Raw genomic sequence first — 24,127 nt, 5'->3', positions numbered from 1 at the left:
GGGTGGTGCGGGCTACGCCCAGAGCTGGTCCTGCACCGCCGCGATCGCCTCTTCCGTGGTCGCCGCGGTGTAGAGGCCGGTCGACAGGTACTTCCAGCCGCCGTCCGCCACGATGAAGACGATGTCGGCGCTCTCTCCCGCCTTGACCGCCTTGTTGCCGACGCCGATGGCCGCGTGCAGGGCCGCGCCCGTGGAGACGCCCGCGAAGATGCCCTCCTGCTGGAGCAGGTCGCGGGTGCGGGTGACCGCGTCGGCGGAGCCGACCGAGAAGCGGGTGGTGAGGACGGAGGCGTCGTACAGCTCGGGGACGAAGCCCTCGTCGAGGTTGCGCAGGCCGTAGACCAGGTCGTCGTAGCGCGGTTCGGCGGCGACGATCCGGACGTCGGGCTTGTGCTCGCGCAGGTAGCGGCCGACGCCCATGAGGGTGCCGGTGGTGCCGAGGCCGGCCACGAAGTGGGTGATCGACGGCAGGTCGGCCAGGATCTCGGGGCCGGTGGTGGCGTAGTGGGCGCCCGCGTTGTCCGGGTTGCCGTACTGGTAGAGCATCACCCAGGAAGGGTTCTCGGCGGAGAGTTCCTTGGCGACGCGGACCGCCGTGTTGGAGCCGCCCGCCGCGGGGGACGAGATGATCTCGGCACCCCACATGGCGAGCAGCTGGCGGCGCTCCTCGCTGGTGTTCTCCGGCATGACGCAGACGATCCGGTAGCCCTTGAGCTTGGCGGCCATCGCGAGCGAGATGCCGGTGTTGCCGCTGGTGGGCTCCAGGATGGTGCAGCCGGGGGTGAGCCGGCCGTCCTTCTCGGCCTGCTCGATCATGTGGAGCGCGGGGCGGTCCTTGACCGAGCCGGTGGGGTTGCGGTCCTCCAGCTTGGCCCAGATGCGGACCTCGTCCGAGGGGGACAGCCGCGGCAGCCGGACCAGGGGCGTGTTGCCGACCGCCGCCAGCGGGGAGTCGTAGCGCATGTGGATCAGACCATGCCACCCGCGACCGCGGGCAGGATCGTGACGTTGTCGCCGTCGGTGAGCTTGGTGTCGATGCCGTCGAGGAAGCGGACGTCCTCGTCGTTCAGGTAGACGTTGACGAAGCGGCGCAGCTTGCCGCCGTCCACGATGCGGGCCTCGATCCCGGCGTGGCGGGACTCCAGGTCGGCGAAGAGCTCGGCGAGGGTGTCACCGCTGCCCTCGACGGCCTTGGCGCCGTCGGTGTAGGTGCGGAGGATGGTCGGGACGCGGACCTCGATGGCCATGGGGTGGGCTCCTGTCGGAACAAGCTCGGAAGGGCGGGTGGCGTACTGGGCGCGCGGCTCTGGCCCCCGCGCGGGGGGTCTTGCGGGTGAGGTGCGCTCGGCCCGGTCGTTCAGAGCGCGGCGCGCGGCGTACAGATCGCGCTGGCGAGGCGGCACAGGTCGACGTGCAGGCGCGCGACGAGCAGGGGTGTGCCCGGCGTCTCTTCGCTCACGTCGTGGGAAACCATGGGCTCATCGTATCGATTCCCGGTCCGGGTTCCGGAATGTGATCTCACATGACGGACAGATTCTGACCAACCGGCGGACGAGGCAGGTAGACGACCAGCGGCGTGCCGGTGGCGGGATGCGGGATGACCTCGGCTTCCACCCCGTAGACGGCTGCCAGCAGGGCCGGCGTGAGCACCTCGGCCGGCGGGCCCTCGGCGACGATCCTCCCCCGGTCCAGGACGTAGAGCCGGTCGCAGTAGGCCGCGGCGAGGGTCAGGTCGTGCAGGGCCAGGAGGTTGGTGGTGCCCAAGTCGCGCACGAGCGAGAGGACTTCCAGCTGGTAGCGGATGTCCAGGTGGTTGGTGGGCTCGTCGAGCACGAGCAGGGCGGGGTCCTGGACGAGCGCCCGGGCGACGAGGGCCCGCTGCCGTTCGCCGCCGGAGAGCGCGGGGTACGGGCGGTCGGCGAGGTCCAGGATGCCGACCCGGTCCAGCGCCGCGTCCGCCCGCTCCCGGTCCCGCTCGGTGTCGCCCTCCCAGAAGCGCTTGTGCGGGGAGCGGCCGAGGGCGACCAGCTCGCGGACGGTCAGCTCGAACTCCAGGCCGCTCTCCTGCGGCACGGTCGCCACCCGGCGGGCCCGCGCCCGGGGGCCGAGCGTCCGCAGGTCGTCGCCGTCGAGGAGGGCGCGGCCGGAGGTGGCGGCGAGGGTGCCGTAGACGCAGCGCAGCAGGGTGGTCTTGCCGCTGCCGTTGGGGCCGACGAGGCCGACGGTCTCGCCGGGGCGGGCGACGAGGTCGGCCTCGTACAGCCGTCCCGCGTAGGAGAGGGACTCGGTCCGGAGCTCGGCGGTGCGGGGGGTCACAGGGTCGCTCCGTCCGCGCGGCGGCGCATCAGCCAGAGGAAGAAGGGGCCGCCGGTGAGGGCGGTGAGCACGCCGACGGGGATGTCCTGGGGCGCGGCGACGGTGCGGGCGGCCAGGTCGGCGAGGACGAGGGCGAGCGCCCCGCCGAGGGCGGCGACCGGCAGCAGGCGCCGGTGCGGGGCGCCGACGGCCATGCGGGCGGCGTGCGGGACCATCAGGCCGACGAAGCCGACGGCGCCGCTGGCCGCGACCATGACGGCGGTGACCAGGGAGGCGAGGACGAAGACGGCCGCGCGGAAGCGGGCGGTGTCCAGGCCGAGGACGGTGGCGCCCTCCTCGCCGACGAGCAGCAGGTCGAGCGGGCGGGCGAGGGTGAGCAGGGCGCCGATGCCGAGGGCGAGGACGGCGGCGGGCAGCGCGAGGCTGTCCCAGCGGGCGCTGCCGAGTCCGCCGAGGGACCAGAAGAGGGCTTCCTGGAACTGCTCGGGCCGCCCGGCGAGGACGAGGAGCAGGGTGGTGAGGGCGGACAGGATGTACGAGACGGCCACCCCGGCGAGGACCAGCCGGGCGCCGGTCATGGTGCCGCCGCGCCGGGCCAGGCCGTAGACGAGGACGAGGGAGAGCAGGGCGCCGGCGAAGGCCCCGGCGGGCAGGGCGACGGCGGTGCTGACGCCTCCGACGATCCCGGCGCCGCCGCCCAGGACCAGGACCAGCACCGCGCCGGCGGAGGCGCCGGAGGAGATCCCGAGCAGGAACGGGTCGGCGAGCCGGTTGCGGACCAGGGCCTGGAGCACCGCGCCGACGACGGCGAGCCCGGCGCCGACGACCGCCCCGAGCAGCACCCGGGGCAGCCGGACGTCGAGCACGATGGTCCGGTACGGCGAGGGCCCGGCCCGCCCGGTCAGGGCGTCGAGCACCTGGCCGGGCGGGATGCGGACGGAGCCGAGCGCGAGGGCCGCGACGACGGCCGCGGCGAGCGCCACGAGCAGTCCGGCGACGACCGCCGTGTGGCGGAGCCGGGTCACCGTGCGGCGGGGTGGAGCTGCGCGGCCAGCTTTCCGACGGCGGCGGGGGCGCGGACGCCGAGGACCGCGTCGGAGAGCGGCAGCACGGCGAAGCGGCGGTTCTTGACGGCCGGGACCTCGCGCAGCGCCGGGTCCTCCAGGAGGCGGCGCTTCTTCTGCTCGACGGTGGTGGAGCCGTAGTCGTAGATGACGATCACGTCGGGCTTGCGGGCGACGACCTGCTCCCAGCTCGCGTCGCCGAAGGTCTTGTCGAGGTCGGCGAAGACGTTGCGGCCGCCGGCGCGGGTGATCAGCTCGTTGCCGATGCCCTTGCCGCCGGCGGTGAAGGCGGTCTTGTCGCCGCTGTCGTAGACGAAGACGGAGACGGGGGCGACGCCCTTGAGCCGCTTCTCGGCGGCGGCGACCCCGGCGCGGGCCTCGCGGCTCCAGGCCTCGGCCCGGTCGGGGACGCCGAAGGTGCGGCCCACCTCGGCGACCTCGCGGTAGACGTCGTCGAGGGCGCCGGCGCCGGAGGGGCAGTACTCGGTGTTGAGGCGGGAGGCGATGCCGGAGCGCTTGAGGTCGTCGCGGGAGCGGCCGGCCTTGGCGTCGAAGGCGGAGGCGTAACCGCCGTACACGAAGTCGGGGCCGGCGGCGAGCAGCGCTTCCTTGGAGGGGTACTCCTTGGCGAGCACGGGGACGGCGTCGTACGCCTTCTTGTAGGCGGGGAGGACGGCGTCGTCGAGGTAGGCGGTGCCGACCAGGGACTTCTGCAGGCCGAGGGCGAGCATGACCTCGGTGACGTGCTGGTTCATGGTCACCGCGCGCTTCGGCGGGGCCTGGAAGGTGGTCGTCACCCCGCAGTTGGTGACGGTGTACGGGAAGCCGGCGGCGGCCTTGCCGCCGGCGGGGGTGCTCGCGGGCGCCGAGCAGGCGGCGAGCAGGGGTATGAGGACGGCGGCGGGCAGCAGCGGGCGGCGCCAGGACATGGGAAGGCCTCCAGACGGGGATCTCCGCGTCCCCGGTCGGTGCTGGCAGGCGGCAGGTCAGTTCCTGGCTTCCGGCCCTGGTCAGGGGCTGGTCACAGTGGCGGGACCGTGCCGGATTCGCACCGGCTTCCTGGGTCCTGCCGCCCTCGTTTCCCGACAGTCTCTCACTCGCCGTCAGGCGGGCCAGGCGGAGGTGCGGATCGTCTCGACGAAGTCGCCGGGCTCGAATCCGGGCACGAAGTGGCGCAGGACGTCGGCCTTGACGTTGCCGAACGTGGTCTCCGGCTTGGGGCCGACGCCCTCGGCGAAGGCGGCGAGGATGCGGTTCTTGAAGTCCGGGCGCGGGTGGGCGGCGACGATCGCGGCCCGCTCCCCGGGCGTCACGGCGGCGTGGTCCCCGTAGCCGATGCCGAGGACGTCGTACTCGACGCCGGCGGTCACCAGGGCGACCTCGGGTTCCATGAACTCCGGGACGCCGGGGGTGGTGTGGAGCGCGATGGCGGTCCACACCCGGCGGACGGCGTCCTCGCCGATCCCGTGGGAGCGCAGGAACGCGGCGGCCTCGTCGGCGCCGTCGACCTCGAAGCGGCGGCCGGAGGAGTGGTGCTTCGCGCCGAGGCCGAGGTCGTGGAACATCGCGCCGACGTAGAGGAGTTCGGGGTCGTACGCGAGGCCGCGGGCGCGGCCCTGGAGGGCGCCGAAGAGGTGGACGCGGCGGGAGTGGTGGTAGATCAGCTCGTCGGTGGTGTCGCGGACGAGCTCGGTGGCGGCGGCGGCGAGGGCGGTGTCGGGGATCAGCGTCAGCGGGTTCATGGGACCAGCCTCGCTCCGGCGGCCCCGGGCCCGCCATGTCCCTGAGGACAGGCATCCCACAGAATCGGACCCGTGACGACCGTGCAGACCTCACCGCGCCCGCAGCCGGCCCACGACGTGTGGGTGTTCGCCTTCGACGGGGTCCGCCTCCTCGACGTCTCGGCGCCCCTGGAGGTGTTCGCCACGGCCGGGGCCCCCTACCGGGTGCGGGTCTGCACGCCCGACGGGCGGGACGTGCGGACCTCGTGCGGGCTGCGGATCGGCGCGGACGGGGCGGCCGGGACGGTGACGGCGGTGGGCACGCTGATCGTGCCGGGGGCGGTGGAGGTGGCCCGGTGCGTGGCGGCGGGGCCGCAGGTGGCGGAGCTGGCGGCCCGCTCGGCGCGGGTGGCCTCGGTCTGCACGGGCGCGTTCGCGCTGGCGGCGGCCGGGCTGCTGGACGGGCGGCGGGCGGCCACGCACTGGGAGCACGCGGCGGAGCTGGCCCGGCGCCATCCGGCGGTCGAGGTGCTGGCGGACGCGATCCACGTACGGGACGGGGAGGTGTGGTCCTCGGCGGGGGTGACGGCCGGGATCGACCTGTGCCTGGCCCTGCTGGAGGAGGACCGCGGGGCGGCGGCGGCCCGCGCGGTGGCCCGGGACCTGGTGGTGTTCCTGCAGCGGCCGGGCGGCCAGTCGCAGTTCTCGGCGGCCTCCCGCACTCCCCCGACGGGCCATCCGGTGGTGCGGCCGCTGCTCGACGCGGTGGCGGCGGATCCGGCGGCGGACCACAGCGCGCCGGCGCTGGCCCGGCGGGCCGGGGTGAGCGTGAGGCATCTGGCGCGGCTGTTCCGGGACCGGACGGGGGTGACCCCGGCGGCGTACGTGGAGCGGGTGCGGGTGGAGGCGGCCCGGCTGCTCCTGGAGGGCGGGGCGAGCGTGACGGGGGCGGCGGCGCGGAGCGGGCTCGGCAGCGACGAGAGCCTGCGGCGGGCGTTCGCCCGGCATTTCGGGGTCACGCCCTCCGCGTACGTGGCCCGGTTCCGGACGACGACGACGGCGTCCGGTCCGGGGTCCGCCCCGGAGGCGTAGGACCCCGGCCGGAGCCGGAGCGTCCCCGGCGCGGGTTCGCGCGGTGCCCGGCGCTCGGCGCGGTCCTACGCGTAGGCCTCGACGACCCGGACCTCTTCCTCGGTCACGACGCCGTCGACGATCGTGTACGAGCGGAACTGGAAGGGGCCGGCGCCGTCGGTGTCGGCGGTGGAGACGAGGACGTAGTGGGCCTGCGGCTCGTTGGCGTAGGAGATGTCCGTACGGGACGGGTAGGCCTCGGTCGCCGTGTGCGAGTGGTAGACGATCACGGGCTCCTCGTCCCGGTCGTCCATCTCGCGGTAGAGCTTCAGCAGGTCGGCGGAGTCGAACTCGTAGAAGGTGGGCGAGCGCGCCGCGTTCAGCATCGGGATGAAGCGCTCGGGGCGCCCGCTGCCGGCCGGGCCGGCGACCACGCCGCAGGCCTCGTCGGGGTGGTCCGCGCGGGAGTGTTCCACGATCTGGTCGTACAGGACCCGGGTGATGGTCAGCATGCCTAGAGGATAAGCAGACGGGCCGTTCCGTACCGAGAAGTGGTACGGAACGGCCCGGATGCTGAGACGGGGCAGGTCAGGGGCAGGTCAGGACTCGACCGACTCCCGGTCGGACCGCTTGGCGAAGGCGGAGCCCTCGGGGTTGCGGGCCTTGAGCACCAGGTAGGAGACGGCGAGGAGCAGGCCCCAGACCGGCGCGCCGTACAGCGCGACCCGGTTGTTCTGGTCCATGCCCATGGTCACGACGACCATCACGAGGAAGGCCAGCGAGAAGGCGCTGAACCAGATGCCGCCCGGCGCCTTGAACGAGGACTGCGGCAGCTCGCCGCGGTCGGCCTTGATCCGGTAGCGGATCTGGCAGATCAGGATGACGATCCAGGCCCACATGCCGGAGATGGTGGCGAAGGAGACGACGTAGTTGAACGCCTCGCCGGGCCACTGGTAGTTGATCCAGACGCCGACCATCATCAGCGCGGCCGAGACGGTGGTGCCGACCAGCGGGGTGCCGGACTTGGTCAGCCGGGTGAACACCTTCGGGCCCTGGCCGTTGAGCGCGAGGTCGCGCAGCATGCGGCCGGTGGAGTACATGCCCGAGTTGCAGGAGGACAGGGCGGCCGTCAGGACGACGAAGTTGACGATCGCGGCGCCGACGCCGAGGCCCATCTTCTCGAAGGCCGCGACGAACGGGCTGACGCCCGGCTTGAACTCGGTCCACGGGACGACCGACAGGATCATGATCAGCGCGCCGACGTAGAAGACGGCGATGCGCCACGGCACGGTGTTGATGGCCTTCGGGAGGACCGTCTTGGGGTCCTTGGACTCGCCCGCCGTCACGCCGACCAGCTCGACCGCGAGGAAGGCGAACATGACCATCTGCAGGGTCATCAGCGTGGAGCCGATGCCGTTCTCGCCGGCGAAGAAGCCGCCGAGGTCCCACAGGTGGGTGACGGAGGCGGTGTCACCGGCGTCGGAGAAGCCGAGCGTGAGGATGCCGGCGCAGATGAGGATCATGCCGACGATCGCGGTGACCTTGACCATCGAGAACCAGAACTCCAGCTCGCCGAAGAGCTTCACGGAGATCAGGTTGGCGCCGTAGAGGATCACGGTGAAGACCAGGGCGGAGAGCCACTGCGGGATGTCCCACCAGTACGTCATGTAGGTCGCGGCGGCGGTGACCTCGGTGATGCCGGTGACGACCCAGAAGAGCCAGTACGTCCAGCCGGTCGCGAAGCCCGCGAACGGGCCGATGAACTCGCGGGCGTACTCCGAGAAGGAGCCCGACACCGGGCGGTACATGAGGAGTTCGCCGAGCGCCCGCATGATGAAGAAGATGACGAGGCCCGCGATGGCGTACGCGAGGATCAGGCTGGGTCCCGCGATGGAGATGCCCTTGCCCGCCCCGAGGAACAGTCCGGTGCCGATGGCGCCGCCGATCGCGATCATCTGGATCTGGCGGGCGCCGAGTGCCCGGTGGTAACCCTCGCCCGAGGCGGAGTCCGCGGCCTCATTGCCGTCGTGCTGCTTGTCGACCTGCACTGAGGTCATGGTGGTGCGCCTTTCTCCATGCCGATCCGCGCGACTGCGAGTGCGTCTGCTGCGGATCAGGTCCTGATCCCCCCGGATATGGATGGAGTGCTACCGGCGGTCAGCCGGCCAAAGCGCCCCCGGGAACAGGGGTGGCGTCCCCGGGTGGTCGTGAAGATTTATCACGGGCTTATCCGTGATCGACGGGGGCACCTGTGGCGCGCACCACACAAAAAGGTGGACAAAAGGGACTCAATGGAGCAAAGAGGGGCAGTTGGATAACGTATTCGTTATCCGGATTTGAGCGTCCGCTGAGCGAACAGCCCCTTTCGAGGGGCTCCCGCTACGCCATCAGCGTCTCGACGAGGGACTCCTGGAGCGCGCCCAGCCACAGGTACGCCATCACCATCGGCTTGCGCGGATCGGAGTCGGGCAGCCGGTACAGCTGCTCGCTCTCGTCGTCGTCCGTCACGTCGAGGCGGGTGCCGATGGTCAGCCGCAGGTCGTTGAGCGCGCCGAGCCAGGCCCGGGAGCCCTTCGGGTCCAGCTTGAGGACCGCGCCGCTCTCGCCGGCCGCGTCGGCGGCGAGCGAGTCGAGGCTGCGGACCACGGCGAGCGCGTCCTCGCGCTTGCGGGTGCGCAGGTCGTTCTCGGTGTAGCGGCGGAAGTCGGCCGCGGCCTGCCGCAGCTCGTCGCTGTCGTCCCCGTACGCGTCGGGGAAGAGGCGGCGCAGCGCCGGGTCGGAGGGCGGCTCGCTCGGGCCCTCGGCGAAGAGCGCGGCCAGCGGGTCCTCGCCCTCCACCGGCTCCTCGCCCGGCCCGATCAGCTCCATGAGCTGCACGGCCAGCGAGCGCAGGATGGAGATCTCGACCTCGTCGAGCGCGATGGCGGCGCCACCGCCGGGGATCGCCTCGAAGCGGCCGGCCATCAGCCGCGGTCCTGGGAGAGGGTCGCCCACAGTCCGTAGCCGTGCATCGCCTGCACGTCCCGTTCCATCTCCTCGCGGGTGCCGCTGGAAACCACCGCGCGGCCCTTGTGGTGCACGTCGAGCATCAGCTTGTGCGCCTTGTCCTTGGAGTAGCCGAAGTACGCCTGGAAGACGTAGGTGACATAGCTCATCAGGTTGACCGGGTCGTTGTGCACGAGGGTCACCCAGGGCACGTCCGGTTCGACGACGGCGGAGACCTCCTCGGCCGATTCGGTCCGTTCGATCTCGATAGGCGCAACGCTCACTTACCCCATGCTGCCACCCTGACCGGCCCGCCGCACAAACGGGTCGCCCACGGCGCGCCAGTATTCGTCAGAGTGACGAATACTGCGGTAGCATCCTCATATGAACGCTGCGGACCTTGGGTTGCCGGTGGACGTGCCGTCGACCGCGCTCTTCACCGATCAGTACGAGCTGACGATGCTCCAGGCGGCCCTCCGGGCCGGCACGGCGGACCGCCGGTCCGTCTTCGAGGTCTTCACCCGCCGGCTGCCCGAGGGGCGGCGCTACGGCGTGGTCGCGGGCATCGGACGGGTGCTCGACGCCGTCGAGAACTTCCGCTTCGACGCGGACGTGATCGGCTTCCTGCGCGAGCGGGCCATCGTCGACGAGCCGACCCTCCAGTGGCTCGCCGGCTACCGCTTCTCCGGCGACATCTGGGGCTACCCGGAGGGCGAGGTGTACTTCCCGGGCTCGCCGGTGCTGCGGGTCGAGGGCTCCTTCGCCGAGTGCGTGCTGCTGGAGACCGTGATCCTGTCGATCCTCAACCACGACTCCGCCATCGCGGCCGCCGCCTCCCGGATGTCGGCCGCCGCGGGCGGCCGGCGGCTCATCGAGATGGGCGCCCGGCGCACCCACGAGCTCGCCGCCGTCGCCTCCTCGCGCGCCGCCTACGTGGGCGGCTTCGACTCCACCTCGGACCTGGCGGCCGGCTTCCGCTACGGCATCCCGACCGTCGGCACCTCGGCCCACGCCTTCACCCTGCTGCACGACAGCGAGCGGGACGCCTTCCGGGCCCAGGTCGACTCGCTGGGCAGCGGCACCACCCTCCTGGTCGACACCTACGACGTGGCCGAGGCCGTCCGCACCGCCGTCGAGGTGGCCGGCACCGGGCTCGGGGCGGTCCGGATCGACTCCGGCGACCTGCTGCTCGTCGCCCACCGGGTGCGGGCCCAGCTCGACGAGCTGGGCGCGCGGGACACCAGGATCGTGGTCACCTCGGACCTCGACGAGTACGCCATCGCCTCGCTGGCGGCGGCGCCGGTCGACGCGTACGGGGTGGGCACCCAGCTGGTCACCGGCAGCGGGCACCCGACCTGCTCGATGGTCTACAAGCTGGTCGCCCGGGCCTCCTCGGCCGACCCCAAGGCGCCGCTGACCCCGGTCGCCAAGAAGTCCGTGGGCGGCAAGGCCTCCATCGGCGGCCGCAAGTGGGCGGCCCGCCGGACCGACGCCGACGGGGTCGCCGAGGCCGAGGTCGTCGGCACCGGCCCGGTCCCGGCCGGGCTGGTCGACCGCCAGCTCCTGGTGGAGCTGGTGAAGGGCGGCGACGTGGTGGCCCGCGAGCCCCTGGAGGCGGCGCGCTCCCGGCACATCGCGGCCCGGGCCGGGCTGCCGATGTCCGCGATCCAGCTGTCCCGGGGCGAGCCGGTGCTGCCGACGGAGTACGTGTGACAGACGGAGCACGCGTAGCCGCCGGGTACGCGTGACCGCCGGGGCCCGACGCGCGCTCCCCGGGGGCGCGCGAAACGCCAGGGAGACGCCCCCTCCCCTCGGGAGGGGGAAGTCTCTAGGCTCACAACCCACCCCATCCGACGCGCTAAGGACACCCGCCATGCACCGCGCATTGATCGTCGTGGACGTTCAGAACGACTTCTGCGAGGGCGGCAGCCTCGCCGTGGCGGGGGGCGCGGACGTCGCCGCCGCCGTCACCGACCTGGTCGGCCAGGCGGCCGGCGCCGCCTACCGGCACGTGGTCGCCACCCGCGACCACCACATCGACCCGGGCGCCCACTTCTCCGAGCGGCCGGACTACGTCGAGTCCTGGCCCAGACACTGCGTCGCCGGCACGGAGGGCGTGGGCTTCCACCCGAACTTCGCGCCGGCGGTGGCCTCGGGGGCGGTCGACGCCGTCTTCGACAAGGGCGCCTACGACGCCGCGTACAGCGGCTTCGAGGGCCGGGACGAGAACGGCGCGACCCTCGCCGAGTGGCTGCGGGAGCGGGGGGTCACCGAGGTCGACGTGGTCGGCATCGCCACCGACCACTGCGTGCGGGCGACCGCCCTGGACGCGGCCCGCGAGGGCTTCCGCACCCAGGTGCTGCTCGACCTGACCGCCGGGGTGGCCAAGGAGACCACCGAGCGGGCGCTGGAACAGCTGCGGGCGGCGGGCGTGGAGCTCACCGGGAAGCCCGTCGTCGCCGGCTAGGCGCCCGGGGCGCCCGGGCGCCGGGCGCCCCGGGCGCCGGGCGCCCCGGGCGCCGGGAACCCCTGCGTCGCGGCCTACGCGGCCTTCGGGAGCGAGCGTATGGGGTGCCAGAGCTCCTGCGCGGTGATCCGCCACAGCATCCCGTCCGGGTGGTGCAGCACCGCCGTGATCTCGTCCGGGGTCGGCGGCTCGGTGTTGCCCCGGAGGTAGACCGCCCGCAGGCCCAGGTTCCGCAGCCGGGTCAGGGCGCGGGCACGGTTCGCGGCGTGCACCAGGAAGCGGACGGTGGCCCCGTCGCCGGCCGGGCTGGGCAGTCCTATGGCGACGACGACACTGCCTCCCGGCAGTCTGCAGAACCCTCCATTGGGCATGCGGAACCACTCCCCCGTGGAACGACTGTCAATAAGGTCGGACGGCCGAAGCCGTAAGACGCACCTAAACACGATCGGCCGCCGCCCGCTAGGGGGCGACGGCCGATCATGCTTTGACCTGCGACGACTCAGAAAAACTCGTCGTTACTTGGTCGAGGGACCCACCTGGACCGTGATCGTGGAGCCGTCCTTGGCCTCCTTGACGACCTGGATCTTGGTGTTGGTGTCAGTTACCTGGACACCGGCCCGCTCGGTCTCCTTGAACCAGTAGACGCCCTTGCGGTCGTCGAAGGTCGGGTTGCCGGCCTGGGACGGGACCCAGGTGCCGACGCCGGCCTTGTGGAGCTGGAAGCCGTCCGTGCGGGAGATGCTGAACGGGGAGTCGTACGCCTGGATGCGGCCGCGCATCAGGGTGCCGTCGCCCCACTTCATCGGGCTCGGGTGGGCGTCGATCGGGAGGATGCGGCCCACACCCGGGTGCTGGGAGGTGTTGTTGTCCTTCTGGGACAGGTCCCACTTCCAGATCAGCAGACCGTTCTGGTACGGGTAGTGCTCGACCCAGCTGGCCTTGTCGCCGGTGAAGCCGAAGTTGTACGGGCCGACCTTGAGGGTCTGGTCGTACGAGACGTACTGGCGGTTCTCCGCGATGTAGTACTGCTCGTACTCCTTCGCGAAGCCCTTGCCGATGCGCGAGAAGCCCTTGGCGACCCAGCCGTTGTCACCGTTCTCGGCGTTGTCCGAGAAGACGGCGGCACCGTCGGCGGTCAGCGTGATGGCGTCGGCGGTGAAGCCCTTGCCGCCCGCGCCGCCGTCCGTCTGGTAGCGGAAGCGGAGGTCGAACTTCTTGCCCGCGTACGCGTCCAGGCCGTAGACCAGCTTCTGGTGCTTCTCCGAGGCGCCGGTCAGGGCCGGGGCGCCGGAGGCGTCCTTCTGGAGCGGCTTGCCGTCGGCGGTGCCGTCGAGGGCGTGCCAGTTGGCACCGCCGTCGGTGGAGACCTCGGCGTACAGGTAGTCGTAGTCCTGCTCGATGTCGTACCAGCCCTGGAGCTCCAGGGAGGCCGACGTCTTGCCGGTCAGGTCGACGGAGCGGGTCAGGGTGTTCTTGAGGTCGTCACCCATGTTGCTCCACCACTGCGAGGCACCCTCGGCGGGGGCCACGACGTCGGTGGTGACCGACTTCTTCGGCAGCTCGACGACGAGCGCCTGCGGGTTCTTGGTGTTGTACTCCGAGACGCCCAGCTTGTGGGTGGTCTTGGTGCCACGCTGCCAGTCGTTGACCTTGGCGTAGTTCAGCCAGCCGAGCTGCAGCTTGTCCCAGGCGTTCATGTCGCCGGGGAGGTCGCCGATGGAGTCCTTGCCGGTGCCGAGCCAGGAGCCGGAGGACATGAGGGTCCAGAAGCCCGTGGAGTTCTCGCCGCCGTTGGTGTCGTAGTGGTCCGGCAGACCGAGGTCGTGGCCGTACTCGTGGGCGAAGACGCCGAGGCCGCCGTTCTCCGGCTGCATCGTGTAGTCGCCGACCCAGATGCCCGAGTTGCCGATCGGGGTGCCGCCGGACTTGTTGTTGGCCGGACCGGTCTTGCCCGCGTCGGTGCCGTAGGCGTACCAGCGGTGGGCCCACAGGGCGTTGGTGCCCTCGGCGCCGCCGCCGGCCGACTCGTCCTCGCCCGCGTGGACGATCTGGAAGTGGTCGATGTAGCCGTCGGGCTCGTTGAAGTTGCCGTCGCCGTCGAAGTCGTAGCGGTCCCACTGGTCGTACTGCGCCAGCGTCGCCTTGATCTCGGCGTCGGTCTTGCCCTTGGCCTTCTGGTCCGCGTTCCAGGCCACGAGGCCGTCGCGCACGGTGTCCCACACGTTGGCGCAGTTGGTCTGGCCGCAGTAGTTCGAGCCGTAGCGGGCCTCGTTGTACGGGACCTTGACCCAGTCGGAGACGGCGCCGTCGACCGAGTAGCGGCCGGACGAGGTCTTCTCGTAGTAGGTCTTCAGGGACTGCTTCTGCTGCCCCTTCTTGTCCTTGCCGGTACCGAAGTACAGGTCCTGGAAGTGCTGCTGGTTGTAGTCCGCCTGCCAGGCCGTGGAGTTGTCGTGCGCACGGTCCGGCTTGGCTATGCGGTTGTGCAGCGGGCCGGGCGTGCCGCCGTACTTCGGCTTCAGGTCCGGGGTGTCGTCGTCCTTGCGGTCGACCAGGGTCGTGTTGTCGACCTGGTCGCCGAACTCGACGAGGATGGTGAAGATCTTGTCGGTCTTCTCGCGGCCGAGCTCGACGTACTTCTTGCTGTCGAGCTTGACGACCTTCGAGCCGCCCCGGTTCTCGATCTTGCTCTCGCCGTTCAGCACCTGCTCCAGGGCAGCCTTGCGCTGCTGCTCCTGCTGCTTGCTGTACGGGCCGTCGAGGTCGTGGTCGACCGTGGTCTTGTCCACGGAGCGCGCCCCGGGCGCCGCCGCGGCCGGCACGCTGCCGTGGTTGTCGGCCCACGCGGTGGTGAAGGTCGAGGCGGTGGCGGCGGTGGCCGCGAGCGCCACGACGACTGCGGACGCTCGGATCGCCCGTCGTCTGTTGGTCACTTGGATTTGTCCTCCCCGGCGCCCCTCGCCGCGGACCGGTGTGGGGTATCCGCCGGCGGGTTTGCGCGTCACAAGTGACGACATTCGACCGGAGTTGCCGGAGAAAAGACAGATCTTGACTTGTGCAGGCCAACTGCACTATGCAGGAGCGGACTTCCGATAATCGAACGCATGCCGAACACCGGGCGTCGCCCGGACGGCGAATCGTGCGCCCCTGCGCCCCCTGTGCATCTGCACCGTGGGTTAGGTCACGCTTACTTCCGGTTCCCCTCGGGCATCCACCGTCGTAGAGTCGCCCATTGCCACGCGATCGCCCGAGGGACGGTACCCGTCATGCAGCGTCCGAACGCCGCACAGTCCGCCTACGGTTCGGCCACCGTCGTGCTCGCGACCGTCGCCCTGCTGCTGCTCTCCGGCACGACCACGACGCTCGGCATCGCGGCGATCTGCGCCGCGGGACTGATCCTCGGGGTGCTGGTGGCGGTGACGATGCCGGTACGGAAGCGGCCCGTCAACCCCTCCGGCGGCTCCGCCGCGCCCGCCCCCGGGGCCGGCGCGGACGAGGAGATCCGAGTACCGGCCGCGCGCGTGGGCGCGGGGGCCGACACCCGGATCCGTTCGTAACCCCTCGTCACGTCCCGCCCTTTTCGCCCCTTACGGGGCGACCTGCACCACCACGGTCTTGGCGGCCTTGTCGTGCAGACCCTGCTTGTAGGGCTTGTCGACCAGGATCAGGATGAGCAGGAGCAGCGGCCACAGGCAGGCGCAGCAGATCAGCGCGGGCAGCCACAGCACGATCGCGCGGATCAGGGACGTGTTCATCGAGGGCGTGGAGCCGTCGTTGAGCATCGCGACCCGCAGCTTCAGCCACTTCTTGCCGAGGGTCTGCCCGCGCTTGGCGGTCATCAAGGTGTCGTAGCCGACGTACGCGACGATGGTGATCAGCTGGAAGACGAGCTGCCCGCCGCCGTTGAGGCTGTTGACCGTGTCGCCGAAGTCGTTGTCCGAGTCGGTGGCCCGCTGGTACACGTCGAACGGGATGCCGATGATCGCGAGCGGCACCGCGATGATCAGCCAGTCGATGATCCGCGCGGCGACGCGCCGGCCGGTCTCGGCGAGCGGCGGCATCCCGGCGAGCGGATCGGCCCCGCCGTAGCCGCCGCCGTACCCGCCGCCGTAGGGCGGGGGCGGGGGCGGCGCGTTGTCGTACGGGTTCCCCGGCGGGGGCGCGCCGGGCGGCGGCGCACCGGGCGGAGGGCCGCCTTCGGGAGGGGGCGGCGGGGTCGGGTCCGGCGGGCGCTTGGCGAACGGATCGTCCTCCGGCGGCTGGCCCGGGGAGGGCGGCGGCTGATCGTTGCTCATGGGGGCAGTGCACCCCGGGCGCCGGACCCCCGCAATCGATCGCGGCCCGTTCGGGGGACGGGGGGCCGGGCCGGCCGTCCGGCCGCCCGCGGATGCTTGTCCGTTCAATGCTTGACCGTTGCACAGGACCGCTCCCCGTACCCGACCTAGCCTGAAGAGGGGCCTTCCGTCGCGGGAAAGGCGGCGAGCTCATGAACGTACGGGCCAGGGGTGCCGCGGCCGGAGCCGCGGCTCTCGTACTCGGTCTGACGGCCGGCGGCACGACGGCGTACGCGGACGACATGGATCCCAAGGAGATCTACGAGCGGTCCGCGCCCGGGACCGTGCACGTCCTGGGGAAGCTCGGGTCCGGCACCGGATTCGTCTACGACGCCGACCGCGGGCTCATCGCGACCGCCGCCCACGTGGTGCAGGGCGAGGCGGCGCTGAAGGCGGTCGTGGGGGACCGGCCGGCGGCGCCGGTGCGCGTCGTCGGCATCGACCCCTGCCAGGACCTGGCCGTGCTCGCCTTCACCTCGCCGCAGTCGGACCTGAAGGCGCTGGAGTTCGGAGACAGCAAGGACCTCCAGGCGGCCGACACGGTCGTCGCGCTCGGCTACCCGGCCTCGCTCGGCAGCCAGGGGGACACGCAGAAGCCCGCCTTCACGAGCGGCTCGGTGCAGAACCCGGACGTCCAGAACGCGGAGCCCTCCACCTCGCTCCCCGTCTACCCCTCCACGATCCAGCACTCGGCCACGGTCAACCCCGGCAACTCCGGCGGGCCGCTGCTCAACGCCGACGACAAGGTGGTCGGGATCAACGTGCTGAGCGTGACCGGCGACACCCAGGGGCAGTTCTACTCGATCACCTCCGACCACGCCCGCCCGATCCTCGACTCGCTGGCCGCGGGCCAGGTCAAGAACGATCCCGGCTGGTACCTGAAGGCCATCGACGACCCGACGGTCGTCGACGACTTCGCGGCGGAGTACCAGTCCGACGTCCAGGCGCGGCAGAAGAAACTGGTCGACGCCCAGGTCACCGGGGTGCTCGTCGTCGGCGTCTCCAGCAACTCGCCGGCGGCCAAGGCCGACCTGGCACCCATGGACGCGATGACCACCATGAAGGACAGCCCCGTGGCGTCCGTCGGCGAGGTCTGCGACGTCCTGCAGTCCTCCGGCCCCGGAGAGACCATCCCGCTCGACGGTGTCTACACCTTCGACGACCCCAACGAGAGCATCAAGTTCGGCGACCCGTGGACCACGAACCTCGTGCTCGGCAAGAACACCGCCACGAGCGGGACGAGCGGGACCGGTTGACCCAGGCCGCGTCTTCCGGATCGTGCCGGGCCCGCGACGCCTGGCGCCGCGGCCCGATCCGGCCTGATCCGGAAGACGCGGCCTAGCGGGCGACGAAGGTGCGGGCCGCCTTGTCGTGCCAGCACTGCCGCCAGGGCCGGTCGAACAGGCACCACAGCACGTTCAGCACCCCGAGGACGAGCAGCCCGAGCACGCTGTAGACCAGCCAGCGGCGCAGCGCGGCGCCGAAGGCGGGCGGCTCGTGCCCCTCGATGTCCCGCACCTCGATCCCGCACAGCTTCTTGCCGAGCGTCCGCCCCCACCGGGACGTGGGCAGCGCCTCGTAGAGCGCGCCGAGCACCAGGAGCGCGGCGAGGACGATGCCGAACTGCACGGAGGTCGTCGAGTCGACCAGCCACACCTGGACGGTGACGCCGGACTGCTTGGCCGCCTCGATCTTGCCGTCGATGTGCTCGACCGCGCCGGTGACGAAGGGGTACGACACGGCCCCGACCATCGCCCCGAGCACGACGGTGTCGACGAGCCGCGCGACCAGCCGCCGCCCCAGCCCCGCCGGCCGCGCGGAGGCCTGCGCCTGCGCGAGGGCCGCGAAGGGGTCCTCCACGGGGGGCTTCCAGGGGAGCACGGGTTCGGGCCGGGCCGCCGGGGCGGCCTGCTGGGCCGACTGCGGGACCTGCGGGGCCGGGTGCGGGGCCTGCGGGGCCGGGTGCGCCGCGCGGGCCTCGGGCTGCGCGGGCTGTACGGCCTGCGGCGGCAGCGGCTGGGCCGCCTGCTGGGCCCAGGAGGGCGATACGGGCATCCCGCCGAGCCGCGCGGGAGAGGCGGAGGCGGTCCCGGCGGCGGCACCGCCCGCGCCCGCCGGTGCGCCCGCGGAGGGGGAGGGCCGGCCCGGCACACCCGACCGCTCGTCGGCCGAACCGCCGGCCGCGGGCCACACGGGCGCGGTGCCCTGGGCCGTACCGGCGGGAGCGGCGGCCGCTGCCGAGGCGCCGACGGCCCCCTGGACCGGCAGGGCCGCCGGTCCCGCGGCGGCCGGTCCCGCGGCCGCTCCGGGCGCGGGGAGGGCGGGCGCGGGCGCGTCCCGCCGGTCCTGCGCGGCGGGGGCGGCCGTCTCCGCGCCCGTACCGCCGGCCGGGCCCTGGCCCGGCAGCGCGGCGGACCACTCCCGCGCGGGCTCGGCCCGGCGCGGGTCGGCGGCCGGTCCGGTGCCCGCCTGGGGCCAGGCCGGGGCGGCGCCGGCGCGCGGGTCGGCCGGGGGCTGCGGGGCGGGGGCGCCGGGGGCGGAAGGGTCGTCCCGGCCCCAGGAGACCTTCTGGTCGCGCTCGCCGCCGAAGCCCGTCTGGACGGAGGTGGTCGCGTGCCAGGCCGAGGCGGGTTCCTGCGGGGCCGCGGACGGCCCGGGGTCGTCGTCGAGGAAGACCGGTCCGGTCTCCTCGACCGCGGGGACGGAGGGGAGCACCGGGGCGGGCGCCGGGCTCGGGGCCGGCTGGGGCGGCACGACCGAGACGGGCGGGGCCGGGAGGGCCTCACCCTCGTCGGGCGCGGGACGGCTCGTGCCGGGCACCCAGGCGCCGCCGTTCCAGTACCGGATGTACCCGGGGATCGACGGATCCGGGTAGTAGCCCGCCTGCGGTACCTCTCCGCCGCCTCCAGGAGGAGTAGCCACTGCCCCGACTCCGTTCAGTCACAACGTCTTTGATCCGCTCCGGTGCGCGCGGTCGCGCCCCCGGCCGCGCCGCATCCAAGGAGGACAGTAACGAAGAACGCCCCCGCGGGGAGAAAGAGCCCGGCAGAAAGGCCGCCTTCGAGGGACGGAACCCCGATTTCGTCACTCACCGTGATTCTCGGGCCCTTGCCCACCCGGCCCCGAAAAAAATCTTCGGAAACTTCTCCGAAGTCGCGTAATGGATCGGCCGGGCCCCGCTCTCTCCCCGTGAAGGCCCACCCGCGGGCCCCGCAGAGAGAGGCAGCGCGCCATGCAGAACACCGAGAAGAACAACGTCGTCGAGCGCGAGCTGGAGCTGAAGCTGGTCCTGTCCCCCGAGCGCTCCGTCCCGGTCCCGGCCCTCCTCGCCTACCGCGTCGACGACCCGTACGCCGTGCACATCACCTTCCACATCGGCTCCGAGCACCCGGTCAACTGGACCTTCGCCCGCGAGCTCCTCGTCGAGGGCGTGTTCCGGGCCTGCGGCCACGGTGACGTCCGGATCTGGCCGACCAAGGTCGACGGCCGCAACGTGATCCTGATGGCGCTCTCCTCCCCCGACGGCGACGCCCTCCTGGAGGCGCCCTCCGCACAGGTGTCCGCCTGGCTGGAGCGGACCCTGCGCGCGGTGCCGCCGGGCACCGAGACCGAGCAGCTCGGCATCGACGACGGCCTCGCCGAGCTCCTCGCCACCACCGTGATCGCCGACGAGCTCTGGCTGCGCGACCCGTGGCCGTCGGACGAGTCCGCGGACGGCGAGCTGTGAGCCCCGTACGGGACGCCCTCCCGCACCCGGCGGACGCCCCCGTACGGGACCGGCGCCCGCGCCCGCCGTCAGAAGAGCTTGCCGGGGTTCAGCAGGCCGAGCGGGTCGAAGGTCCGCTTGATCCCGCGCTGCAACTCCACCCCCACCGGCCCCAACTCCCTCGCCAGCCACTCCTTCTTCAGCACGCCCACCCCGTGCTCGCCGGTGATCGTGCCGCCCAGGTCGAGCCCGAGCGCCATGATCTCGTCGAAGGACTCCCGCGCCCGCCGCGACTCGTCCTCGTCGGCGTGGTCGAAGCAGACGACGGGATGGGTGTTGCCGTCGCCCGCGTGCGCGCAGACCCCGATGGTCAGCCCGTACTTCTCCGCGATCGCGGCCGTGCCGGCCAGCATCGCGGCCAGCTTCGTGCGCGGCACGCACACGTCGTCGATCATGGTCGCGCTCTTGATCGTCTCCAGCGCGGTGAGCGACAGCCTGCGGGCCTGGAGCAGCAGTTCGGACTCGGCGGCGTCCTCGGCCGGCACGACCTCGGTGGCCCCGGCCGCCCTGCAGAGCTCCCCCACGGCGGCCAGGTCGGCCCCGGGGTCCGGGGTGTCGAAGGCGCACAGCAGCAGCGCCTCCGTCGTGTCCGGCAGCCCCATGTGCGCCAGCCTGTTGACGGCCCGGACGGTGGTGCCGTCCATGAGCTCCAGCAGCGACGGGGTGTGGCCGCGCTCCATGATCGCGCAGACGGCCTCGCAGGCGGCGGCCGCGGAGGGGAACTCGGCGGCGAGCGCGAGCTGTACGGGCGGCTGCGGCCGGAGCGCCAGGACCGCCCCGACAACGATGCCGAGACTGCCCTCGGAGCCGACGAAGAGCCGGGTCAGGTCATACCCGGCGACGCCCTTGGCGGTGCGCCGGCCGGTCCGCAGCAGCCGCCCGTCGGCGAGCACGACGTCCAGGCCGAGCACGTACTCGGCGGTGACCCCGTACTTCACGCAGCACAGACCGCCGGACGCGGTGCCGATGTTGCCGCCGATGGTGCACGTCTCCCAGCTGGAGGGGTCCGGCGGGTAGTACAAGCCGTGTTCGGCGACGGCCCGCGAGAGCACCGCGTTGATCACGCCCGGTTCGACGACGGCGATCCGGTCGACCGGGTTGATCTCCAGGATGCGGTCCATCTTGACCAGGGAGAGCACGATGCAGCCCTCGGAGGCGTTGGCGCCGCCGGACAGCCCCGTGCGGGCGCCCTGCGGCACGACCGGCACGCGCAGCCTGGTCGCCGTCCGCATGACGTGCTGGACCTGCTCGACGGTGCGGGGGAGCACGACGGCCGCGGGGGTGCCGGCCGTGCAGAAGCTCGCCATGTCGTGGGCGTACGAGGCGGTGACGTCCGGGTCGGTGAGCAGCGCCTCGGCGGGGAGTCCGGCGCGCAGCTCCCGGTGCAGCCGCGCCTGAAGATCGTCCTGCTGAAGATCGTCCATGGGTCCAGCGTGGCACCCGGGGCCATCGGTGTGAACCCGCCGGGACGGGTGCTCGTGTGCTCTTCGTACAGCCGCCCGCGGGCGCACAGTGAGCGCCATGAAGAGCGAGAACGTGTCGAGGACGGTGCTGGCCTGCGGGGTGGGCGCGGTGCTCGCCGCGACGGCGCTGCTGTACGTGCCGGAGCTGGTCGGCCGGACGCCGGAGCGCGCGCCCGGTCCCGCCGAGCGGGCGGCGAGCGCGGCGCACGCCGGAGCGAGCGCGGCGCTGCCGGACCTGGTCGCGCTGATCGGCGACCGGGAGCGGTGGCTCAAGGTCCATCCCGATGACGACGCGTCATGGGCCGTGCTCGGCGCGGCCTATACGGAGCGGGGGCTGCGGCGCGCGGACCCGGCGGACCTGCCCCGCGCGGAGGACGCCCTGAAGCGCTCGCTCGCCGTGCTGCCGGCCGGGCGCGGGAACCTGGACGCACAGCTGGGCATGGCGGCGCTGGCGAACGCGCGCGGCGACTTCGGCACCGCGAAGCGCTGGGGCGAGCAGGTCCGCAAGGCGAGCCCGAAGCGCTGGTCGGCGTACCCGGTGCTGATCGACGCGTATGAGGGCCTCGGCGACTACAAGGCGGCGCAGAAGGCCACGGAGACCCTCGCCGACCTGCACACGGGCCCGGCGGTGAGCGCCCGTTCGGCGCGGTTGTACCGCAACCGCGGCTGGCGCGAGGACGCGGGCGCGGCGGCCCTGGACGCGGTGGCGCTCGCGGAGTCGGGCGCGGACAAGGCGGCGGCCCTGGCCCGCCTGGGCGACCTGGCCTGGGAGCGCGGCGAGCCGGCGGAGGCCCTGGCCTCGTACGACACGGCGCTCGCCCTGGTGCGGGACGACGCCCCGTCGCTGGCGGGCCGGGCGCGGAGCCTCGCGGCGCTGGGACGCACCGAGCAGGCCCTGCACGCCTGGCAGGCGGCGCTGGCCCGGCAGCCGCTGCCCGAGCTCCTCCTGGAGGCGGGCGAGCTGTACGAGTCGCTGGGCCGGGACGGGGACGCGCGGACCCTGTACGAACGCCTGCGGACGCAGCGCCTGCCCCGCGCCGAGGTGGCGCTCGGCCTGCTCGCGGCGGACCACGGCGACCCGGCGGAGGCCGTGCGCCTGCTGCGCGCGGAGTGGGCCCGGGGCCACCGCTCGGTGCGGGTGGCGGACGCGCTCGGCTGGGCGCTGTACCGGTCGGGCGAGCCCAAGGAGGCGCTGGAGTACGCGAAGCGGGCCAATGACGAGGGGCTGCGCAGCGCGCTGTTCGCGTACCACCGGGGCGAGATCGAGCGCGCCCTGGAGGAGGGCGGCCCGGCCCGCCGCCACCTCGCGGAGGCGCTGCGGATCAACCCGTACTTCTCCCCGCTGCTGGCCCCGCGCGCGAAGGAGGCCGTCAGGGCGCTGGGCGACCTGCCGGACGAACTCCCCAAGGACGTACGCCAGGAGGAGCCCAGGAAGCGGGCGGAGCCGGGGACGGGAACGGGAACGGGCGCCGGGACACAGGCGGAGACGGGGCCGGGTTCGGCCCCGGGTTCGGGGTCGGGCCCGGGGACGCGGGCGGGCGGGGCCCCGAAGGCGTAGGGCCCCGGGGTCCCGGAGCCCTGGGGTCCCGGGCGGCTCCCCCGTGGCCGCCCGGGACGTGGGGAAGGGCCCGGCCCCGGGATCGGTCACCCGGGCCGGGCCCCTCGTGTGAGGTCGGCAGCCGCTAGAGGTTGCCGCGCTTCTCCTGCTCGCGCTCGATCGCCTCGAACAGGGCCTTGAAGTTGCCCTTGCCGAAGCCCATCGAGCCGTGGCGCTCGATCATCTCGAAGAAGACGGTCGGGCGGTCCTGGACCGGCTTGGTGAAGATCTGCAGCAGGTAGCCGTCCTCGTCGCGGTCGGCGAGGATCTTCAGCTCGCGCAGCTCGTCGATCGGCACGCGGGTGTCGCCGACCCACTCGCCGAGGGTGTCGTAGTACGCGTCCGGGACGGACAGGAACTCGACGCCGGCCGCCCGCATCGCGCGCACGGTGGCGACGATGTCGTTGGTGGCGAGGGCGATGTGCTGGACGCCGGGGCCGCCGTAGAACTCCAGGTACTCGTCGATCTGCGACTTCTTCTTCGCGATCGCCGGCTCGTTGATCGGGAACTTGACCTTCTTGGTGCCGTCGGCGACGACCTTCGACATCAGGGCCGAGTACTCGGTCGCGATGTCGTCGCCCACGAACTCCTTCATGTTCGTGAAGCCCATGACCTTGTTGTAGAACGCCACCCACTCGTTCATCTTGCCGAGCTCGACGTTGCCGACGCAGTGGTCGACGGCCTGGAAGGTGCGCTTGGCCGGCGGCTCGACGATCGGCTTGGCGGCGACGTAGCCCGGCAGGTACGGGCCGTCGTAGCCGGAGCGGTCGACGAGGGTGTGGCGGGTCTTGCCGTAGGTGGCGATGGCGGCGAGGACGACGGTGCCGTTCTCGTCCTTGAGCTCGTACGGCTCGACGAGTCCGGTCGCGCCCTGCTCGACGGCGTGGGCGTAGGCGGCGCGGGCGTCCGGCACCTCGATCGCCAGGTCGATGACGCCGTCACCGTGGGCGGTGACGTGCTCGTCGATGAAGCGGCCCCAGTCACTGGTGGCCTTGATGACGGAGGTGAACACGAAACGGGCGGAGCCGTTGGTGAGGACGTAGTTGGCGGTCTCGCGGCTGCCGTTCTCCGGTCCGGAGTAGGCGACCAGCTTCATGCCGAAGGCCGTGGAGTAGTAGTGCGCGGCCTGCTTGGCGTTGCCGACGGCGAAGACGACCGCGTCCATTCCCTTCACCGGGAAGGGGTCGGCCTCACGCGCGGTGGTCGGGGTGTGATCGATGGTCTCAGTCATGACAGCAGAGTCGCGCCGTCCGGCAAGCTGCGCAATAGTTTCTTGTTCCACTGGTCAATCTGCCCAGTGATGGGCCACCATCGGCGAGCGACTTGTACATGATGACCATCAG

Annotated in this window: 24 protein-coding genes and 1 riboswitch; of the genes, 7 read left to right on the top strand and 17 right to left on the bottom strand. The window is 72.4% G+C overall.

Annotation, left to right across the window (positions count from 1 at the left end; translation table 11 throughout):
• Window positions 1-12: 12 nt before the first annotated feature.
• The 7 genes from ABD981_RS25085 to ABD981_RS25055 all read right to left on the bottom strand — a co-directional run bounded on the left by ABD981_RS25085 (window position 13) and on the right by ABD981_RS25055 (window position 5,122).
• Window positions 13-963, bottom strand: coding sequence for a PLP-dependent cysteine synthase family protein (locus tag ABD981_RS25085; RefSeq protein WP_046912196.1), 951 nt, complete (start codon window positions 961-963; stop codon window positions 13-15).
• A gap of 5 nt (window positions 964-968) precedes the next feature.
• Window positions 969-1,247 (bottom strand): MoaD/ThiS family protein, encoded by a 279-nt coding sequence (locus ABD981_RS25080; RefSeq protein ID WP_046912197.1) that lies wholly within the window; start codon window positions 1,245-1,247, stop codon window positions 969-971.
• A gap of 110 nt (window positions 1,248-1,357) precedes the next feature.
• The gene (locus ABD981_RS25075) at window positions 1,358-1,474 is read right to left on the bottom strand and encodes a putative leader peptide (RefSeq protein WP_338058663.1); all 117 of its coding nucleotides are present in this window, start codon (window positions 1,472-1,474) and stop codon (window positions 1,358-1,360) included.
• Between the two features lie 44 nt (window positions 1,475-1,518).
• Entirely contained in the window at window positions 1,519-2,316 is a 798-nt protein-coding gene (locus ABD981_RS25070; RefSeq protein WP_046912198.1) for an ABC transporter ATP-binding protein, read from the bottom strand.
• Entirely contained in the window at window positions 2,313-3,341 is a 1,029-nt protein-coding gene (locus ABD981_RS25065; RefSeq protein WP_046912199.1) for a FecCD family ABC transporter permease, read from the bottom strand. Before ABD981_RS25065 ends, ABD981_RS25070 begins: the two co-directional genes overlap by 4 nt.
• On the bottom strand, window positions 3,338-4,309 hold the full coding sequence (locus tag ABD981_RS25060) for an ABC transporter substrate-binding protein (protein WP_046912200.1): 972 nt from the start codon (window positions 4,307-4,309) through the stop codon (window positions 3,338-3,340). Before ABD981_RS25060 ends, ABD981_RS25065 begins: the two co-directional genes overlap by 4 nt.
• A 38-nt stretch (window positions 4,310-4,347) precedes the next feature.
• Window positions 4,348-4,465: riboswitch (cobalamin riboswitch) on the bottom strand.
• Between the two features lie 18 nt (window positions 4,466-4,483).
• Window positions 4,484-5,122, bottom strand: coding sequence for an HD domain-containing protein (locus ABD981_RS25055; RefSeq protein ID WP_046912201.1), 639 nt, complete (start codon window positions 5,120-5,122; stop codon window positions 4,484-4,486).
• A gap of 72 nt (window positions 5,123-5,194) precedes the next feature.
• Between ABD981_RS25055 and ABD981_RS25050 the strand changes: the two genes are divergently transcribed.
• Window positions 5,195-6,193, top strand: a complete 999-nt coding sequence (locus ABD981_RS25050; RefSeq protein ID WP_240495489.1) for a GlxA family transcriptional regulator — start codon at window positions 5,195-5,197, stop codon at window positions 6,191-6,193.
• Window positions 6,194-6,258: 65 nt separating this feature from the next.
• Here ABD981_RS25050 and ABD981_RS25045 read toward each other — a convergent pair whose 3' ends face one another.
• From ABD981_RS25045 to clpS, 4 genes are all read right to left on the bottom strand, one after another.
• Entirely contained in the window at window positions 6,259-6,684 is a 426-nt protein-coding gene (locus tag ABD981_RS25045; RefSeq protein ID WP_046912202.1) for a M67 family metallopeptidase, read from the bottom strand.
• Window positions 6,685-6,771: 87 nt separating this feature from the next.
• Window positions 6,772-8,229 carry an amino acid permease gene (locus ABD981_RS25040; RefSeq protein WP_046912203.1) on the bottom strand — a complete coding sequence of 486 codons (1,458 nt, stop codon included), beginning with the start codon at window positions 8,227-8,229 and terminating at the stop codon, window positions 6,772-6,774.
• 322 nt (window positions 8,230-8,551) lie between these two features.
• On the bottom strand, window positions 8,552-9,136 hold the full coding sequence (locus ABD981_RS25035) for a DUF2017 domain-containing protein (RefSeq protein WP_046912204.1): 585 nt from the start codon (window positions 9,134-9,136) through the stop codon (window positions 8,552-8,554).
• Complete coding sequence (clpS, locus tag ABD981_RS25030; RefSeq protein WP_046912205.1) at window positions 9,136-9,441, bottom strand: ATP-dependent Clp protease adapter ClpS; 306 nt, start codon at window positions 9,439-9,441, stop codon at window positions 9,136-9,138. The genes ABD981_RS25035 and clpS overlap by 1 nt, the downstream gene beginning before the upstream one ends.
• A 100-nt stretch (window positions 9,442-9,541) precedes the next feature.
• Here clpS and ABD981_RS25025 point away from each other — a divergent pair, with 100 nt between their 5' ends.
• Together ABD981_RS25025 and ABD981_RS25020 are read left to right on the top strand one after the other, a co-directional pair.
• Window positions 9,542-10,870, top strand: a complete 1,329-nt coding sequence (locus ABD981_RS25025; protein WP_046912206.1) for a nicotinate phosphoribosyltransferase — start codon at window positions 9,542-9,544, stop codon at window positions 10,868-10,870.
• 160 nt (window positions 10,871-11,030) lie between these two features.
• Complete coding sequence (locus ABD981_RS25020) at window positions 11,031-11,624, top strand: isochorismatase family protein (RefSeq protein WP_046912207.1); 594 nt, start codon at window positions 11,031-11,033, stop codon at window positions 11,622-11,624.
• A gap of 74 nt (window positions 11,625-11,698) precedes the next feature.
• On the opposite strand, the gene ABD981_RS25015 is transcribed toward ABD981_RS25020, so the two are convergent.
• Window positions 11,699-11,995 carry a hypothetical protein gene (locus ABD981_RS25015; protein ID WP_046912208.1) on the bottom strand — a complete coding sequence of 99 codons (297 nt, stop codon included), beginning with the start codon at window positions 11,993-11,995 and terminating at the stop codon, window positions 11,699-11,701.
• Window positions 11,996-12,139: 144 nt separating this feature from the next.
• Window positions 12,140-14,557: an immune inhibitor A domain-containing protein gene (locus ABD981_RS25010; RefSeq protein WP_046912209.1), complete on the bottom strand. Its 2,418-nt coding sequence runs from the start codon at window positions 14,555-14,557 to the stop codon at window positions 12,140-12,142.
• Window positions 14,558-14,890: 333 nt separating this feature from the next.
• Here ABD981_RS25010 and ABD981_RS25005 point away from each other — a divergent pair, with 333 nt between their 5' ends.
• On the top strand, window positions 14,891-15,181 hold the full coding sequence (locus ABD981_RS25005) for a hypothetical protein (RefSeq protein ID WP_046912210.1): 291 nt from the start codon (window positions 14,891-14,893) through the stop codon (window positions 15,179-15,181).
• A gap of 30 nt (window positions 15,182-15,211) precedes the next feature.
• Here the strand turns inward: ABD981_RS25005 and ABD981_RS25000 are convergent, their stop codons facing one another.
• A complete protein-coding gene (locus tag ABD981_RS25000; protein ID WP_046912211.1) occupies window positions 15,212-15,919 on the bottom strand; it encodes an RDD family protein in 708 nt (235 codons plus the stop codon).
• A gap of 191 nt (window positions 15,920-16,110) precedes the next feature.
• On the opposite strand from ABD981_RS25000, the gene ABD981_RS24995 reads away from it, so the two are divergent.
• On the top strand, window positions 16,111-17,214 hold the full coding sequence (locus tag ABD981_RS24995) for a S1C family serine protease (protein ID WP_046912212.1): 1,104 nt from the start codon (window positions 16,111-16,113) through the stop codon (window positions 17,212-17,214).
• 82 nt (window positions 17,215-17,296) lie between these two features.
• Here the strand turns inward: ABD981_RS24995 and ABD981_RS24990 are convergent, their stop codons facing one another.
• Entirely contained in the window at window positions 17,297-18,880 is a 1,584-nt protein-coding gene (locus ABD981_RS24990; RefSeq protein ID WP_345530384.1) for an RDD family protein, read from the bottom strand.
• 310 nt (window positions 18,881-19,190) lie between these two features.
• On the opposite strand from ABD981_RS24990, the gene ABD981_RS24985 reads away from it, so the two are divergent.
• Window positions 19,191-19,685 (top strand): SsgA family sporulation/cell division regulator, encoded by a 495-nt coding sequence (locus ABD981_RS24985; RefSeq protein ID WP_046912360.1) that lies wholly within the window; start codon window positions 19,191-19,193, stop codon window positions 19,683-19,685.
• A 68-nt stretch (window positions 19,686-19,753) separates the two neighbouring features.
• On the opposite strand, the gene ABD981_RS24980 is transcribed toward ABD981_RS24985, so the two are convergent.
• Window positions 19,754-21,148 carry an FAD-binding oxidoreductase gene (locus ABD981_RS24980; RefSeq protein ID WP_046912359.1) on the bottom strand — a complete coding sequence of 465 codons (1,395 nt, stop codon included), beginning with the start codon at window positions 21,146-21,148 and terminating at the stop codon, window positions 19,754-19,756.
• A 97-nt stretch (window positions 21,149-21,245) separates the two neighbouring features.
• On the opposite strand from ABD981_RS24980, the gene ABD981_RS24975 reads away from it, so the two are divergent.
• Window positions 21,246-22,745, top strand: a complete 1,500-nt coding sequence (locus ABD981_RS24975) for a tetratricopeptide repeat protein (RefSeq protein WP_240495495.1) — start codon at window positions 21,246-21,248, stop codon at window positions 22,743-22,745.
• Between the two features lie 124 nt (window positions 22,746-22,869).
• On the opposite strand, the gene hppD is transcribed toward ABD981_RS24975, so the two are convergent.
• Window positions 22,870-24,015 (bottom strand): 4-hydroxyphenylpyruvate dioxygenase, encoded by a 1,146-nt coding sequence (hppD, locus tag ABD981_RS24970; protein WP_046912357.1) that lies wholly within the window; start codon window positions 24,013-24,015, stop codon window positions 22,870-22,872.
• Between the last annotated feature and the right edge of the window lie 112 nt (window positions 24,016-24,127).

It is taken from the genome of Streptomyces showdoensis (genome assembly GCF_039535475.1).
Classification (GTDB): Bacteria; Actinomycetota; Actinomycetes; order Streptomycetales; family Streptomycetaceae; genus Streptomyces; species Streptomyces showdoensis.
Note: the sequence above shows the minus strand (reverse complement) of the source record. Positions and strands in the feature narration are given on the sequence as shown.